Below are 18104 nucleotides of genomic sequence, written 5' to 3' on the forward strand. Positions count from 1 at the left end.
GACACGACGATGCACATGGACCGTACCGACGACCGCCACCACCGCCTGCTCGAGCCGCTCAAGCGCGGCCTGGCCGCGCTGTTGTGCTGCACCGTCACCTGGACCTCGCTGCCGCTGTACGCGCAGGTCGCACCGGTCGCCAATCCGGACGGACGCCAGCCCGGCCAGCAGGCCGCCGCCAACGGCGTGCCGGTGGTCGACATCGTCGCCCCCAACGCGCGCGGCGTCTCGCACAACCGCTATTCGCGCTTCGACGTCGGCAGCAACGGCCTGATCCTCAACAACAGCGCGCAGATCTCCAAGACCGAACTCGGCGGCTACATCGCCGGCAACGACAACCTGAAGAACAGCGGCGCGGCCACGCTGATCCTCAACGAAGTCACCTCCACCACCAGCCGCCTGCAGGGCTATACCGAGATCGCCGGGGCCAAGGCGCAGCTGGTGATCGCCAATCCCAACGGCATCGTCTGCGACGGCTGCGGCTTCCTCAACACCTCGCGCGTCACCCTGGCCACCGGCACGCCGCTGCTCGGCGCCGACGGCGCCTTGAACGGGTTTTCCATCACCGGCGGTGCGCTGAGCATCGGCAGCAACGGCCTGGACGCGTACAACGTCGACCGCCTGGACCTGCTGTCGCGGCAGTTGAGCGTGAATGGCTCGGTGTGGGCCAAGGATCTGCTGGCCAGCGCCGGTGCGCAGCGCATCGGCTACGACGGCATGCTGCTGGAGGTGCTGCCGGGCAGCGACGGCGCACCGCCGGCGATCGGTATCGACGTGGCGTACCTGGGCGGCATGTACGCCGACCGCATCCGCCTGATCGCCACCGAGGCCGGTGTGGGCGTGGTCAGCCGCGGCACCCTGTCCGCGCAGAGCGGCAGCCTGCAGATCGACAGCGCCGGCCAGCTAAGCCTGGCCGGCACCGCGGTGGCCCGCGACGACGTCGACCTGCGCGCGGCCGGCGCACTGAGCCAGCAGGGCGTTCTGGGCTCGCAGCAGGCCGGCGTGCGCCTGCGCGCCGCGCAATTGGCGCTGAGCGGCGACACCATCGCCCATGGCCTGCTCGATGCCGCGGCCAGCGGCGCGCTGGCGCACAGCGGGCGCAGCAGCGCCGGCGGCATCACCCTGTTCGGTTCGGAGCTGGATGCCGGCGGCAGCCTGTACAGCGCCGGCGATCTGGCGCTGAGTGCCACCGGCGAATTGCGCAGCAGCGGCAGCGCCTACGCCGGGGGCGCGGCGCAGCTGCAGGCCGGCGCGGCCTGGCTGCAGCGTGCCGGCACCGTGCAGAGCGCCGGCAGTCTGGCGGTGCAGGCGGCGCGGATCGATGCGGCCGGCGTGCTCGACGCCGGCGCCGGCCTCAGCCTGCGCAGCGACACCGACATGCGCCTGTCCGGCCTCGCGCAATCCTGGCAGGACGCCAGCGTGCAGGCCGGCGGACGCCTGGACACGCTCGGCCAGCTCAGTGCCGGCGGGCGCCTGGACCTGGGCGCGGCGGCGATCGGCAATGCGGCCGGTGCGGTGGTCTCGGCCGGTGGCGACGTCGCGCTGGCGACGCCGGGCGCGCTGGACAACGCCGGCACCCTGTATGCCGGACGCGACCTGCGCATCGACGCGGCCAGCGTCGGCAACTCCGGCGGCAGCTACGCCGGGCGCAACGCCACGCTCGCCAGCACGGCGGCGCTGAACAACAGCGGCAGCCTGGTGGCCGGCGCGGCGCTGCGCGTGGACGCGGCGCAACTGCGCAGCAGCGGCGAACTCGGCAGCCAGGGCGGCGACGTCGCCCTGCGCAGCGGCGGCGACCTGGCCCTGGCCGGGCAGGTGGCGGCGAAGGGCGCGCTGACCGCGCAGGCCGGCGGCGCCTTGCTGCAATCGGGCACCCTGGGCGCGGGCCGCGCGCAACTGCACGCGGTGGGCGACGCCACGCTGGACGGTGTGGTGCGCACCGATGGCGATCTGCAGCTGAGTGCCGATGGCCAGTTGCGCAGCAGCGCCACCCTGGCGGCTGGCGGCAATGCCACGCTGCATGCGCAGGGCGCATTGCTGCAGAGTGGGCAGGTGCAGAGCGGCGGCGCACTGGCGCTGGATGGCGCCAGCATCGCCCAGGCCGGCGTGCTCGATGCCGGCACCACCCTGGCGCTGCGCAGCGCCGGCGACCTGTCGCTGGCCGGCACCGTGCAGTCGCGTGGCGACCTCGCGCTGAGCAGCGCCGGGGCGCTGCAGAACCAGGCCCAGGTGGTGGCCGGCGGCGCGCTCAGCGCCAACGCCGTCAGCCTGAGCAACGCCGCTGGCGCCAGCCTGTCGGCCCTGGGCGATGCCAGCCTGAGCAGTGCGACCGTGCTGTCCAACGACGGCCACCTGTACGCCGGTGGTGCGCTCGGCCTGCGCGCCGGCAGCCTCGCGCAGACCGGCTCGGCCAATGCCGGCACGACGCTGACGCTGACCGTCGATGGCGCCGTCGCCAACCAGGGCGATCTGGTCGGCGGTGACGCCGTGCAGCTCGATGTGGGCAGTCTCGCCAGCAGCGGCCAGCTCGGCAGCCAGCGCGGCCAGGTCGTGCTGAACAGCCGCGGCGACATGCAACTCGACGGCGTGGTCGTGGCCGCCGGCGCCTTGAACGCGCAGGCGCTGGGCGATCTGCAGCAGCGCGGCAGCCTGCGTGCGGCCGGCGTGCAGCTCGCTGCTGCGGGCAGCCTGGGCGTGGCCGGCACGGTGCAGAGCACCGACGCCCTGCAACTGCAGGCGCAACGTGCGCTGCGCGTGGACGGCCAGGCCAGCGCGAGCGGCGCGGTCGGCGTCAACGCCGCCAGCGTCGCGTTGGGGAACGGCGCCATCCTGCAGAGCGCCACCGCCCTGCAGGTGGACACCGCCGCGCTGGACAGCCAAGGTGCGTTGGACGCGGGCACCGATCTGCGCCTGCACAGCACGGGCGACATGCACCTGGCCGGCCTCGCCCAGGCCGGGCGCGACGTGGCGGTGCTGGCCGACGGCACCCTCGACAACCAGGCCAAGGTGTTCGCCGGGCGCGCGCTGCAGCTCACCGCGGCCAGCGCCAGCAACCAGGCGCAAGGCCAGTGGCTCGCGCAGACGACGCTCGACGCCAACGTGCAGGGCAACGTCGACAACGCCGGCCTGGTACAGGCCGGCCAGGCCGCGAAATTGACCGTCGGCAGCCTGCAACAGACGGGCCGCAGCTATGCCGGCGATACGTTGACCGTGCAGGCGGCCACCGCACTGACCAACAGCGGTGACTTGATCGGCAAGCACGATGTGGCGATCAGCGCCGGCAGCGTGGCCAGCAGCGGCCAGCTCGGCAGCCAGGATGGACAGCTCGGCGTCGTCAGCGCCGGCGATCTGCAAGTGACCGGCACCCAGATCGCCGGCACCGCGCTGCATCTGCAGGCGGCGGGCGATCTGCTCCACGGCGGTACCAGCAAGGCGCAGTCCGTGCAGCTGGAGGCGGGGCGCGATCTGAGCATGGCCGGCACGGTGCAAAGTGCGTCGACCCTGCAGGCGCAGGCGCTGCGCGCGCTGCAACTGGACGGGCAGGCGCTGGCCGGCGGCAACGTGCAGCTGCGCGGCGCCAGCGTCGGCACCGGCAGCGCCGCGGTGCTGCAGAGCACCGCGGCCATCGCCGTGGACGGCGGCAGCATCGACAGCCAGGGCGCGCTCGACGCCGGCACCGACCTGACCCTGCACAGCCAGGACGCGTTGCGCCTGGCCGGCATCGCCCAGGGCGGCAACGATGTGCTGCTGACCGCCGCCGGTGCGTTCGACAACAGCGCCCGCGTGGTGGCCGGGCGCGATCTGCAGGTGCAAGCGGCGAGCGCGGTCAACCGCGCTGCCGGCACGCTGGCCGCCGGCCGCGGGCTGGATCTGCACGTCGATGGATTGCTCGACAACGCCGGCCTGCTGCGCGGCGAACAATCGCTGCAACTGCAGGCGGGCAGTCTGCAGCACAGCGGCACGCTCTCCACCGGCCAGGCGCTGACGCTGCGCAGCAGCGGCGCGATGGACAACCGAGGCAACGTGATCGCCGGTGGCGACCTGCTGGTGGACGTGGGCAGCCTCAGCAGCAGCGGCCAGCTCGGCAGCCAGAACGGACAGGTCACGCTCACCAGCCAGGGCGACCTGCAATTGGGCGGCAGCGTGATCGCCGCGCAGGCCTTGAACGCCACCGCGCTGGGCGACCTGCGCCTGGATGGCGTGGCCAAGGCGCGCGCGATCGCCCTGAGCGGGCGCGATGTCGGCGTCGCCGGTGCGTTGCAGAGCGCGACCAACGCCACGCTGCAGGCGCAGCGCGCGCTGCGCATCGATGGTCAGGCCCTGACCAGCGGCGATCTGCAACTGCAAGGCGCCAGCGTCGCCACCGGCAATGCGGCGGTGCTGCAGAGCACGGCCGGCGCCATCACCCTGCAAGGCGGCAGCCTCGACAGCCGCGGCACGCTCGACGCCGCCACCGATCTGGCGCTGCGCAGCGATGGCGCCCTGGCCGTGGCCGGCGTGGCCCAGGCCGGGCGCGACGTCGCGCTCACCGCTGGCACCCAGCTGACCAATGCCGCGCAAGTGCTGGCCGGCCGCGACCTCAGCGTCGCCGCTTCCGGCATCGCCAATGCCCAAGGCGGCAGCCTCGCCGCGAAGGGCGCGCTGGCCCTCACCACTGCCGGCACCCTCGCCAACGCCGGCACCCTGCAGTCCGGCCAGGCCATGACCCTGCAGGTCGGCGACCTGCAACACAGCGGCCAGGCCTACGCCGGCGACACGCTGAGCCTGCGCGCCAGCGGCGCCATCGACAGCCAGGGCGAGCTGATCGCCAAGCGCGACCTGCAGCTCGACGCCGCGCGCATCGCCAGCACCGGCCAGCTCGGCAGCCAGAGCGGCCAGGTGGCGCTGACCAGCCAGGGCGACCTGACGCTGGGCGGCACCGTCGCCGCCGCCAGCGGACTCAGCGCGCAAGCGCAGGGCGATCTGCTGCAGACCGGCACGCTCAGCGCGCAGGCGCTGGAGCTGCGCGCCGCGCGCGACCTGTCGCTGGGCGGGCAACTCGCCACCACACAGGAACTGCAAGCGCAGGCGCAGCGCGACCTGCAGGTGAACGGCAGCGTCAGCGCCGGCCGGGACGCCACCCTGCAGGCCGGCGGCACCCTGCGCGGCGGCAGCCAGAGCGTGCTGCACAGCGCCGGCGCGCTGCAATTGAACGGCGCGGCCATCGACAGCCAGGGCACCGTCGACGCCGGCACCACCCTGGCGATGACCAGCACGGGCGATCTCGTCCTCGGCGGCCTGGTGCAGGCCGCATCGACCATCGACCTGCGTGCCACCGGCGCGCTCACCAACGCCGCCCAGCTGGTCGCCGGCAGCGACCTGAGCCTCACCGCCGCCAGTGCCACCAACAGCGGCAGCGGCACTCTTGCCGCCCTCGGCAACGCCACCTTCACCGTGAGCGGCCTGCTCAGCAACGCCGGCGCGCTGCGTGCGCGCCAGCGCCTGCAGTTGGACGTCGGTTCGCTGCAGCAGACCGGGCGCAGCTACGGCGTGCAGCGCCTGGCGCTGACCGCCAATGGCGCCGTCGACAACCGCGGCGACCTGATCGCCGGCAGCGCCTTGCGTGTGCAGGCAGCCAGCGTCGCCAGCAGCGGCCAGCTCGGCAGCGAAACCGGCGACGTGGCCCTGGTCAGCCAGGGCGATCTGAACCTGGGCGGCACCCTGGCCTCAGCCGGCGGGTTCAGCGCACAGGCCGGCGGCGCGCTCAACCAGAGCGGCGCCTTGAGCGCGGCGACTACGCTGCAACTGCAGGCGCACGGCGACCTGACCGTGACCGGCACCCTCAACGCCAACCAGGTCGTGCTCGGCAGCGACGCCAGCGTGCTCCAGCACGGCACCGTCAGTGGCGCGGACGTCGCGCTGCAGGGCCAGCGCATCGACAACGCCGGGCAGACCCTGTCCAGCGGCAACCTGCGCCTGAGCGGCGGCAACGTCTCCATCGGCGGCGTGGCCGCGGCCGGCGTGCGCGCCGATGGCAGCCTCGGCAACAGTGGCGCGCTGACCCTGCATGCCGATGGCACGCTCAGCGCCAGCGGCCGCCTGATCGCCGCCGGCAACCTCGCCGCCGATGCCGCGCAACTCGCGCTGGCCGGCAGCACCGCCCGCGTCGGCGGCAACGCCACGCTGACCGCCAGCGGCGACGTCGACCATCGCGGCGCCGACCTGCTGGCCGGCGGCCTGCTCACCGTGCGCGCCGGTGGCGCGCTGGACAACAGCGCGCTCAACGGCGTCGGCGGCACGCTGCAGGCGGCGGGCCTGGACCTGGGCGCGGCGACGCTGCGCAACGGCAGCGGCAGCCTGGTGCAGAGCGGCAGCGGCACCACCCGTATCGCCGTCACCGGCGCGTTCGACAATGGCAGCGGCCGCCTGGTCAGCAACGGCGGCGACCTGCAACTGGGCGCGGCGTCGATCAACAACGCGCAAGGGCGCATCGAACACGCCGGCAGCGGCACGCTCACGGTCAGCAGCAGCGGCGCCCTCGGCAATGCCGGCGGTCGCATCCTCACCCAGGGCCAGCTGCAGCTCAGCACCGGCAACACGCTCGATAACCAGGGCGGCGCCATCGCCGCCGCCGGCGATGCCAGCGTCACCGCGGCCGGCCTGGGCAACATCGGCGGCAGCGTGTCCGCACGCGGCTTGAATGTGCAACTGGGCAACGGCGCGCTCGACAATCGCCTCGGCGTGGTGCAGGCCACCGGCGGCAGCCTGGTATTGCGCGCCGACAGCCTCGAAAACCGCGGCGGCACCATGCAGGCGCTGAGCAGCGGTGGTGCGGGTGGCGACCTGCGCGTGGATCTGGCGCATACGTTGAACAACGACGCGGGCGTGATCGGCGCCAGCACCGATCTGACGCTGAACGCGGAGAACGCGAGCAACAGTGGCGGTACCTTGCAAGCCGGGCGCGACCTGGCGTTGACCGCGCGCGGCCAGCTCGACAATCACCAGAGCGGCCGCATCGGCGCCGCCCGCGACCTCAGCGTCGCCGTCACCGGGGCGCTGCTCAACAGCGGCGGCCAGCTCGACAGCGGCAACGCCATGACCCTGTCCGGCGGCCGCATCGACAACAGCCAGGGCAGCGTCGTCAACAACGGCGGCGGCCTGACCCGGCTCACCACCGGCGGCGACCTGCGCAACGTCGGCGGCAGCCTGGGCGGGCGCGGCAGCGTCGTGCTCGACGCCGCCAGCATCGCCAACGGCAGCGGGCAACTGGTGGCCGGCGGCGACCTGGTCGCCAACACCAATGCGCTCGACAACCAGGGCGGCAGCGTCTACGCCGGCGCCAGCATGCTGTTGCAGCGGAGCGGCGCCACGCTCCACAACCGCAACGGCAGGATCAAGGCCGAACAGGCGGTGCGCCTGACCCTGCAGAGCCTGAGCAACAGCGGCGGGCAGATCGGCGCCGGCAGCGGCGCCGGCGGCGCGGGCGACGTGGTGATCGACACCGTCGGCTTCGACGGCGGCGGCAGCATCCTCGGCCAGAACCTGCTCGACCTGACCATCCGCAGCGATTACACCCATCGCGCCGGTGCCGACATCACCAGCAACGGCGACTTCCGCCTGGCGGTGGGCGGCAACTTCGTCAACGCCTCGGCGCTGCAGGCCGGACGCAGCCTGGGCATCAATGCCAGCAGCATCAACAACGTGGCCGGCGCCAGCATGCGCTCGGGCAACGTGCAGTTGAACACCGGCGGCAGCGTCACCAACGCCGGCGACCTCTCCGCCAGCGGCAACCTGCAGGTCACCGCGGGGTCGGTGTCCAACACCGGCAGCCTGGTCGGCGGCAACGTGCTGGTGGACACCGGCACCCTGGTCAACGGCGCCGACCTGGGCGGCGCCACCGACAACGCCGCCTACGGCAGCGCGCTGATCGGCGCCACCAGCGGCATGACCCTGCTGGTGCGCGACCAGTTGGTCAACCGCGATGCGAAGATCTTCAGCCTGGGCAACATCGCCATCGGCGCCGCGCGCGACGGCAACGGCACGCTCACCGCGCGCACCGGCACGCTGGACAACGTCTCCGGCAGCATCGAGGCCGATGGCAGCATCCTGATTGCGGCGAACCAGATCAACAATCGGCGACGGGTGCTGAGTACGCAGACCGGCCCGCTATCGGATGCGGACAAGGCAGCGGCCAATGCGGCGATGCCGAGCGAACTGATCGAAGGCAGAGGGATCATCTATCCCAACCAGCCCTACTACATTCGCGTCCCTTACCAAGGGCCAAGCCCCGGCGTCTACCGAGAGTACTCGGTCGAACAACGCGAGCGGTTGATCGCGGCCAGCGCCGAAGGGCGCATCGCGGCGGGCGGCAACATCGCCCTTTCCGGCAGCGTGACCAACAACGCCTCGACGATTGCCGCCGCTGGTGCGCTGATGGTCAATCAACGCGGTGTCGCTGGCCTGTACGACGGCATGGTCACTGGCAGCGAGTCTGTGGCGAACCAGGCGCTGGCGTTGAAGCAGCAAGTGGTACAGCGCGATGTCGAGCACAAGGTCATCGCGTACATCGACGACTGTGCGATGACGCAAGTCTCCGGACCCAACGCACGCAAGAGTCCGATCTGCGGCTACAACCGCGAGAACAACGTGCTGTCGACCACAACGGTCGACTCCAGCTACATCGCCCTCGCCGCCAACATGACCGGCGGCCAGGGTGTCTCCATCAGCGGCGCCACCATCAGCAACGGCGCAGTCGGCAGCGACGGCCGCAGCATCGGCGGCGCCGCCTTCAACGCCACCCAAGGCGGAGCCCTGAACCGGTACGGCACGATGAGCGCCGACGGCGCCGGCGGTATCGCCGTGCAGGCGCAGACCGCTGCGACGCCGACCAAGGCCAACGTCGGCAACCGCATCGCCACCGCCAGCCTGGGTGCCATCCGCATCGACGACGGCCAGGCCACCCTGGCAGACGGCAGCAGCGTCACTGCGTCCCAGGTCCAGGCCAGCGGCGTGCAGGCCCAGCTCGGCGGCGCCGGCAGCGGCAGCCGCAGCCAGGTCCAGGCCGGCACCGCGCAGGCGGTGCTGACCGCCGGCAGCGTTCCCGGCCAGTACCAGCAGATCGACCCAGGTACCGGCCAAGTGCCGCAGGTGGTCGGTGGCGTCGGCGCGCCGTTGGGCAACATCGTGCTGCCGATGGGCGGGCTGTACCGCCTGGTCGGCAGCAACGGCGCCAGCGTCAACACGCTGGGTCGCGCCGCCAACGGCCTGGGCGGGGTCAAGGCCAATAACAGCGCCCCCGGCCGTCGCTACCTGATCGAAACCGATCCGCGCTTCGTCGACTACAACAATTTCATCAGCAGCGATTACCTGCTCGACAAGCTCGGTGTGGATCCGCAGTGGACCCAGACCCGCCTGGGCGACGGCTTCTACGAACAGCGCCTGGTCCTGGACCAGATCACCCAGCTCACCGGCCGCCGCTACCTGGGCAACTACGCCGACGGCGTGGCCCAGTACCGCGCGCTGCTCGATGGCGGCGTCGCCGAGGCCGGCACCCTGCACCTGAGCGTGGGCGTGGCGCTGACCGCCGACCAGGTCGCCGCGCTGACCCACGACATCGTGTGGATGGTGGAACAGGAATACCAGGGCCAGAAGGTGCTGGTGCCGGTGGTGTACCTGGCGTCGAAGACGGCGCTGACCCTGCGCAGCGACGGCGCGCTGCTGGCCAGCGACAACGGCGACGTCTCGCTCAACGCCACGGCCGGCCTGAGCAACACCGGCACCATCGGCGGCGCCAATGTCAGCGCCACCGCCGGTAACCTGCTCAACCAGGGCCGCATCGTGTCCAGCGGCACGGTGGCGTTGCAGGCCAATCAGGACCTGCTCAACCTCGGCGGCCAGATCGCCGGCCGCGACGTGCTGCTCAGCGCCGGTCGCGACCTCACCAGCACCATCCGCGACGCCCTCGCCGGCGGCGACCTGCGTTCGGGCATCACTGCCGGCAACAACCTGCTGCTGCAGGCCGGCCGCGACCTCAGCCTCACCGGCACCACCGTGCAGGCCGGCAACAGCGCCGCGCTGCTGGCGGGCAACAACCTCACGCTGCAGCCGACCGCCCTGCGCAACGAGTCCGGCCTGACCCGCGGCGGCGATGGCACCAGCCTGACCGTCGGCAACAACCTGTCCCTGCAGGCCGGCAACGACCTGCAATTGCACGGCGTAGCGATCGCCGCCGGCGGCAACGCCGCCCTGCAGGCCGGGCACGACCTGTCGCTGACCCCGGTCACCGACGCCAACGGCAAGGTCACGGTGCGTACCAGCATCGCCACCGGCGGCAGCCTGCAACTGGCCGCCGGCAACGACCTCACCATCAGCCAGGCGCAGGTCAAGGCCGATGGCAACCTGATCGCCGCGGCCGGGCACGATCTCAACGTGACCTCGGTGCTGGGCGACAGCCGCACCGTCACCGACCAGAGCCGCCAGGGCAAGACCAAGGTCGTCACCACCACGACCACCCAGGACATCGACCAGCAGGCACTCACCGCCGGCGGCAACCTGGTGCTCAGCGCCGGCCACGACGTCAACCTGACCGCCGCCAAGCTCGATGCTGGCAACGGTCTCGCGGTGATCGCCGGCAACGACCTCAACAGCACCACGCTGACCACGGTCGACAGCAGCACCACCCTGGAGACGCGCAAGCGCTTCAAGCAGACCACCAGCACCCGCGACGAGACCGTCCACGGCAGCGAGTTCACCGCCGGCGGCGACATCGCCCTGCAGTCCGGCCACGACGTGAACCTGACCGCGGCCAACGTGTTCACCGACAAGGGGGCCTTGGCCGTGTCCGCCGGCAACGACGTCAACCTGCTCGCCGAGCAGGAGCAGCACGACGCCGTGCAGGACATGCAGAAGAAGAAAAAGGGCTTCCTGTCCAGCAAGACCACGACGACGCATGACGAGTGGCACGACAGCCTGGCCGTCGGCACCTCGCTGGACGCTGGCAGCGTGCAGATCAAGGCAGGCAACGACATCGCCGTGGTCGGCTCGACCGTGCTGGCCCAGCAGGACGCGCGTCTGGTGGCCGGCAACGATGTGGCTATCGTCTCGGCGCAGGACCAGAGCAGCGAGGCGCACAGCAGCGCCCAGAAGAAATCCGGCTTCAGCGCCAGCTTCTCCGGCGGCGTGGCCAGCCTTGGCTACGGCAAGTCGCGCAGCAGCAGCGACAGCAGCACCGAGAGCACCACCCAGGTGGCCTCGGCGGTCGGTGCCAAGAACGGCAATCTGCTGATCAGTGCCGGCGATCAACTGACCATCGGTGCCTCCGACGTCGCCGCTGGCAAGGACCTGACCCTGGCGGCCAAGGACATCGCGCTGCTCGCGGCACAGGACACGGTGGACAACCAGTCCAATCAGTCGAGCAAGTCCAGCGGCTTCTCCATCGGCGTGACCTACGACCCGGCCGCGGCGTATCGCAGCGCACGCGATTCGGCGACCAGCAACATGCCCGACAGCGGCTCGACCATGGGCAAGCTCAGCCGGCGCGCCGAGGGCGATACGGCCGGCACCGCGGCCGCGCTGACGCCGGTGGTGATCCAGGCCGGTTCGCACCGCTCCAACGCCAACCAGAACGACAGCACCAGCACCGCGCGGGTGAGCCAGGTCAGCGCCGGCGGCAACCTGACCCTGCTCGCCAGCGACGGCTCGATCACCAGCCAGGGCACGCAACTGTCGGCCGAGGGCAACGCGCTGTTGCTGGCGAGCCAGAACATCGACCTGGGCGTGGCGCATACCACCGAGTCCAGCGGCAACGACAGCCGCGGCAAGGGCTGGAGCTTCAACAATGCGGCGGGCCTGCCGTTCGGCAACTACAACCAGAAGGGCAACGGCAACGGCCAGACCGACACCATCACCGGCACGCAACTGTCGGTGGGCGGCAACGCCAACCTGAGCACGACCCAGGGCGACATCACGCTGACCGCGAGCAACATCGCGGCACAGGGCGATGTAACCATGCACGCCGCCGGCGACCTGACCATCCAGAGTGGGCAGGACACCGCCGGCAACGCCAACGTCTCGGACAACAAGGCGATCGGCACGGTAGTCATCTCCGACACCGAGCGCTTCTCCGGTTATCACACCGAGAAGCACCGCGACGACAACGCCACGGTGACGCAGGTGGCCAGCAGCGTCGGCAGCCTGGGCGGCAACGTCAATCTGAGTGCGGGCGGCACCTATACGCAGAGCGCCAGCAACGTGGTCGCGGCCAAAGACGTGGACGTGACTGCCGCGTCGATCCAGTTGCTCACCGCCAACGACAGCCACGCCGCGTCCTCGCAGGACGACACGCTGAAAATCGGCGCGTTCGCGCGGGTGAAATCGCCACTGATCGACCTGATCAACAACGTCGATGCGGCACGCAACTCCGACGGCAGGCTGTCGGCGATGCAGGGCATGGCGGCAGTGGCCAACGGCTATCAGACCGCCAGTGCGATCAGCAGCATCGCGCAAAACGGTGGCAGCGGCGCGCTGGTCAGCGTGGAAGCGGGCGTGGGCTACGCCACCAGTACGGAGAAGTACAAGGCCGGCAGCCAGACCGCGCAAGGTTCGACCATCAGCGGCGGCGGCAACGTCAGCCTGACCAGCACAAGCGGCGACCTGCATGTGGTGCAGGGCAACCTGAAGGCCGGCGACACCCTGAGCCTGGATGCGGCACGCGACCTGGTACTGGAAGCAGGCAAGTCCTCGGGCTCGGAACAGAGCAAGGGCAGCAACGCCGGATTGGAAGTGGGTGTGGGCGCCTCGGTCGGCGCGCAGACCGGCGTCTATGCCTATGTGCAGGCCAGCGTCGGCAGCCATTCCTCCAACGCCGACAGCGCGACATGGAAGAACACGGAGCTGGCGGCGCAGAACATCTCCCTTACCTCGAAGGGCGATACCACGTTGCGTGGCGCAGTAGCCAAGGCCGACCGCATCGATGTGCAGACCGGCGGCGACCTGACCATCGAGTCGCTGCAGGACACCTCGAACATCCAGTCCAAGGAGAGCGGCTATGGCGGCCGCATCCAGGTGTCCTTTGGTACCGCGTGGGATGCCAGCGGCTACGCCAGCACGGCCAAGGCCAACGGCACCTCCACCGGCGTGACCGAGCAATCGGGCCTGTTCGCCGGCAAGGGCGGCTACCACGTCGACGCGGGCAACGTGAACCTGATCGGCGGCGCGATCGCCAGCACCAATGCGGACAACAGCGACCTGACTGCCAACTCGCTGACCTTCAGCGACCTGCAGAACCGGATGGGCTACTCGGCCAGCTCCGGCAGTCTCGCTGGCGGGTTCGGTAGTAGCGGCACGCCGGCCACCGATGCCAACGGCAACCCGGTGGCAGTGAGCGCGGGCGACCAGGCCAAGAACATCGGCAGCAACATCGCCAATGGGAACTATGGCGCAGCCAACAGCGGCGGGCTGGGCGGCGGACTGCCGATGTCCCAGAGCGGCAACGACAGCACGACCACGCGCGCCACGTTGACCGAAGGCAACATCACGATCGGCGGCAAGCGCACCACGGCGGCTGAGACGGGCATCAACACCGATGCCAGCAAGGCGAACGAAGCGCTGGCGACGCTGCCGGACGTGCGCAAGGTACTGGCCGAGCAGCAGGCGATGGGCGCGGCAGCCGGGACGGTGCTGGAGACCAGCCGGCAGGTGGCAGGTGACATCGCAGCCAACGCGGCACAAAAGACTGCCGAGGCGCGCGATGCCTACCTGAAAGGCCTCAATAGCGATGAGCAAGAGGCATTCGCAAAGCTGGATGCGACGGCGCAGCAGAACGTGCTGCTTAGTCAGAGCACGGCTTACAGCGACGCTTACGCCAAAGAAAAGCAATGGGGCACGGGTGGCGAATACAACCGTGCCTTGCAGGCAGTTACCACTGCACTGGTCGGTGGCGTGTCCGGTCAGAGCGGCACGCAGGTGGCGAGTAATGCGCTGGCACCGTATGCGGCGCAACTGATCGGGCAGACCTTCGACGCCAACCATGGCAGCGATCCGAACAAGTCGCTGCAGTTGCTGTCGCACGCGCTGCTGGGTGCGGTGTTGGCCGAGGCAAATGGAAGTTCCGCCGTAGGCGGTGCACTTACTGGAGCGGGTGGCGAAGCTGCAGCGCAATACCTGACCAAGACGCTCTATGGCGCCGACACCAAGCCGAGCGATCTATCCGAGCAGGACAAGCAGACGATCCTGGCGTTGTCGCAGGCGGTCGGTGCGTTGGTCGGTGGAATGACGGGCGGGAGCTTGAGTGACGCGGCGGTGGGAAGCACGGTCGCCAAGAATGCCGTTGAGAATAATTTCCTAGGTGATGAGCAAAAGAAGCAGCTTGAGGCGCTTCGTGCAAAGGCCAAGTCGGGCGAACTGACCGCGCAGGAAGCAAGAGATCTCGTCATCCTCGATGTCAGCGACCAAGTCAGCGATGGTTTGTTGCAGAAGTATCGTTCGGGAGAGCAACTAACCCCAGCACAGACGCAGGATCTGCGGATCTATCTCGGCGCATATGCGGCACAGAATGGCGCCGACGCAGCGTGGGGACTCATCAAAAATGGCTCGAATCCAAATTATGGATTTCCGTATGCGGGTTTGAGCGCAGACGAGCGCGCGTATGGCGATGCAAATTTCACTTGGAGAGACACGCTATTCGGGCACGACAAGAGCAGCAATGAACAAGCGTTTGTTGACGCGCGAAACAAGTCAGGCCTGTATTACAACACCGCTCCGAATGAGAGCTTGACTCCTAGCGGCCTGCAGTTCTCAAGCAATATGGCAATTCTCGATACGCTCGGGAACAGTGTAGCGGCGGGCTTAGCTTACATCGGCGCAAGCTATTTCGGAGCGAGTGATAGGACTCGCGATGCATTGACATTTACCGTTGGGCAGCTAGCTGAGATTGGCTCCTCTTTCGTGCTGCCGAAGACCGGCATATCACCTATTTTCGGTCAAACATCTATCGATGCATTGCCCATAAAAAATCTACCGCCGATTAGCGCAGTTGTTGATGATGAGATCGGGTCCCTGAATCGTATAGGACAGAATAATACAAACGCTTGGGCAAATTACTTCCATCAGCGAATTAATGAGCGCGCCAACGATGTGCCACTTCAGACTAGAACAACTAATGGCGTCGACCTGGATTATCGTCTGCCTGATCCTGCTGCAGGCTTGGATTATACGCCAAAGTTGTTGAGTTCCAATAATCCAAACATTGCAAATTCGCATCAGAATGGTTATGTGGAAGAACTGCGTTTGGCTAATACTGTTGCTAATCTGCCGGATCAAGTTGTAGTCAAATATGGTGATGCCGTTGGTGCGCATGGTGCCGATGTTGTTTCCGTAAATGTAGCAACAGGCGAGGTTACTTTGTGGGATAATAAGTTTCGTAGTAGCTCAAGTAGAGTTGGTTCTTCGCCTACTTTTTCGGAAGATTCAACTGCTTTAAATAAGGCGGTTGAGGGTGCTAGGATGGATATCATTAAATCTAATTTGCCTGATGAAATAAAGGAAAAGGCGATCCAAAATTTAGATAGTAGAAATTTTACCTCCAATACAGTTGGATCCGGTTCCGCGACAAATTCGACAATAGTTAAATTTCAAAATGGTCAAGTTATTAGCGGAGGGCGGAAATGATTTTTGATCCGGTTAAGTTAAGGGTCAATGGTTTTGGGCCTGGAATGCTTAAATTTTATCTAAAGACTGATGTTGAGGAGGGAGCGCCAATAGGGAATATAGCGGTTGGTAAAATATCAATAGTTGTGAATGCATGGTTGGTAGGCCTTCATCAGGAGGTAGGACCTATCATTCACTCTGCTAATCAATGGATAAATAGTGCGATTGAGAGCAAGGAAGAAAAGCGTTTTGGGCGTGATCCAAATATGCACAGGACCACGTTGCATTGGGGGCGTGCTATTGGAGAGTGGCTGGAAAAGAGTAATAATAATACGCGCTTGTGGGATGTAGCGCGCGTCTCAGAGGAAGCTCGTTGGTACTACAAAGAGCGCCCTTGGTCGGTGAAAGAAGTCCTCCAGCATGGTTTGGACGACTATATGGCGTTTGCCTGTCAGTGCGGCGAATTTCAAGCGGCGATCGAGATGTATGAGAGATGGAAGGAGATGCATGCCCCCATGTTGCTCTCCAAGGTGATAAAACCGGCCGACTTTGCTTATGCACTATGTCTTCACAAGACAGGAATGCAAAAGTTCTCAGATGAGGATTTATTTAAGGCGGGTCTAAAAATATTGCGGACGCATTTGCAGGAGAAATGGCTTGGAGGCGGTCAGTTCATACGTGCGGCGACGTGGCTAAAGATAGTGTATTGGGATAAGGATCAAAGTTTAAGCCCTCTATCGACAGTGTTGAAGGCTTATGAAAATATGCCGAAGGTTAAAAAGCCTGAATTTGTTAAATTAGAAGAATAGTTTTGCAACTAATTAATAGAATGTATCAAAGCGGGTGAAGTGCAATCACAGTTGCTATCTGTTCTTGGAAAATTAGAGTGCAAGTTCAACCGTCGTGCTGAGGACGTCGGCGGCGCCTGACTCTGCTTCGCCAGCGATGGCTCGATTACCAGCCAGGGCAAGCAACTGTCGGTGGGCGGCAACGCCAACCTGAGCACGACCCAGGGCGACATCACCCTGACCGCGAGCAACATCGCGGCACAGGGCGATGTGACCATGCACGCCGCCGGCGACCTGACCATCCAGAGCGGGCAGGACACCGCCGGCAACGCCAACGTCTCGGACAACAAGGCCATCGGCACGGTAGTCATCTCCGACACCGAGCGCTTCTCCGGCTATCACACCGAGAAGCACCGCGACGACAACGCCACGGTGACGCAGGTGGCCAGCAGCGTCGGCAGCCTGGGCGGCAACGTCAATCTGAGTGCGGGCGGCACCTACACGCAGAGCGCCAGCAACGTGGTCGCGGCCAAGGACGTGGACGTGACTGCCGCGTCCATCCAGTTGCTCACCGCCAACGACAGCCACGCCGCGTCCTCGCAGGACGACACGCTGAAAATCGGCGCGTTCGCGCGGGTGAAATCGCCACTGATCGACCTGATCAACAACGTCGATGCGGCGCGCAACTCCGACGGCAGGCTGTCGGCGATGCAGGGCATGGCGGCAGTGGCCAACGGCTATCAAGCGGCCAGCGCCATCAGCAGCATGGCCGGCGGCGCCGGCAGCGGCGCGCTGGTCAGCGTGGAAGCGGGCATGGGCTACGCCACCAGCACGGAGAAGTACAAGGCCGGCAGCCAGACCGCGCAAGGGTCGACCATCAGCGGCGGCGGCAACGTCAGCCTGACCAGCACCAGCGGCGACCTGACCATCGAGTCGCTGCAGGACACCTCGAACATCCAGTCCAAGGAGAGCGGCTATGGCGGCCGCATCCAGGTGTCCTTCGGTACCGCGTGGGACGCCAGCGGCTACGCCAGCACGGCCAAGGCCAACGGCACCTCCACCGGCGTGACCGAGCAGTCGGGCCTGTTCGCGGGCAAGGGCGGCTACCACGTCGATGCGGGGAACGTGAACCTGATCGGCGGCGCCATCGCCAGCACCAATGCGGACAACAGCGACCTGACTGCCAACTCGCTGACCTTCAGCGACCTGCAGAACCGGATGGGCTACTCGGCCAGCTCCGGCAGTCTCGCCGGCGGGTTCGGCTACAGCGGCACGCCGGCCACCGATGCCAATGGCAACCCGGTGGCAGTGAGCGCGGGCGACCAGGCCAAGAACATCGGCAGCAATATCGCCAATGGGAACTATGGCGCAGCCAACAGCGGCGGGCTGGGCGGCGGACTGCCGATGTCCCAGAGCGGCAACGACAGCACGACCACGCGCGCCACGCTGACCGAAGGCAACATCACGATCGGCGGCAAGCGCACCACGGCCGCAGAGACGGGCATCAACACCGATGCCAGCAAGGCGAACGAGGCGCTGGCGACGCTGCCGGACGTGCGCAAGGTACTGGCCGAGCAGCAGGCGATGGGCGCGGCAGCTGGGCCGGATGGGCTACTCGGCCAGCTCCGGCAGTCTCGCTGGCGGGTTCGGTAGTAGCGGCACGCCGGCCACCGATGCCAATGGCAACCCGGT

Annotated in this window: 3 protein-coding genes; all 3 read left to right on the top strand. The window is 67.5% G+C overall.

Going from position 1 to position 18104, the window contains the following annotated elements; all coding sequences use genetic code 11:
- Nucleotides 1–15 precede the first annotated feature (15 nt).
- Nucleotides 16–15645, top strand: a complete 15630-nt coding sequence (locus CEK69_RS04775; RefSeq protein WP_152244184.1) for a hemagglutinin repeat-containing protein — start codon at nt 16–18, stop codon at nt 15643–15645.
- Nucleotides 15642–16433 carry a hypothetical protein gene (locus CEK69_RS04780; protein WP_226975039.1) on the top strand — a complete coding sequence of 264 codons (792 nt, stop codon included), beginning with the start codon at nt 15642–15644 and terminating at the stop codon, nt 16431–16433. The genes CEK69_RS04775 and CEK69_RS04780 overlap by 4 nt, the downstream gene beginning before the upstream one ends.
- 171 nt (nt 16434–16604) lie before the next feature.
- Nucleotides 16605–18065, top strand: coding sequence for a hemagglutinin repeat-containing protein (locus CEK69_RS21200; RefSeq protein ID WP_255424808.1), 1461 nt, complete (start codon nt 16605–16607; stop codon nt 18063–18065).
- Nucleotides 18066–18104: the final 39 nt, after the last annotated feature.

The organism is Xanthomonas sp. LMG 12462 (assembly GCF_009192885.1).
Classification (GTDB): domain Bacteria; phylum Pseudomonadota; class Gammaproteobacteria; order Xanthomonadales; family Xanthomonadaceae; genus Xanthomonas_A; species Xanthomonas_A sontii.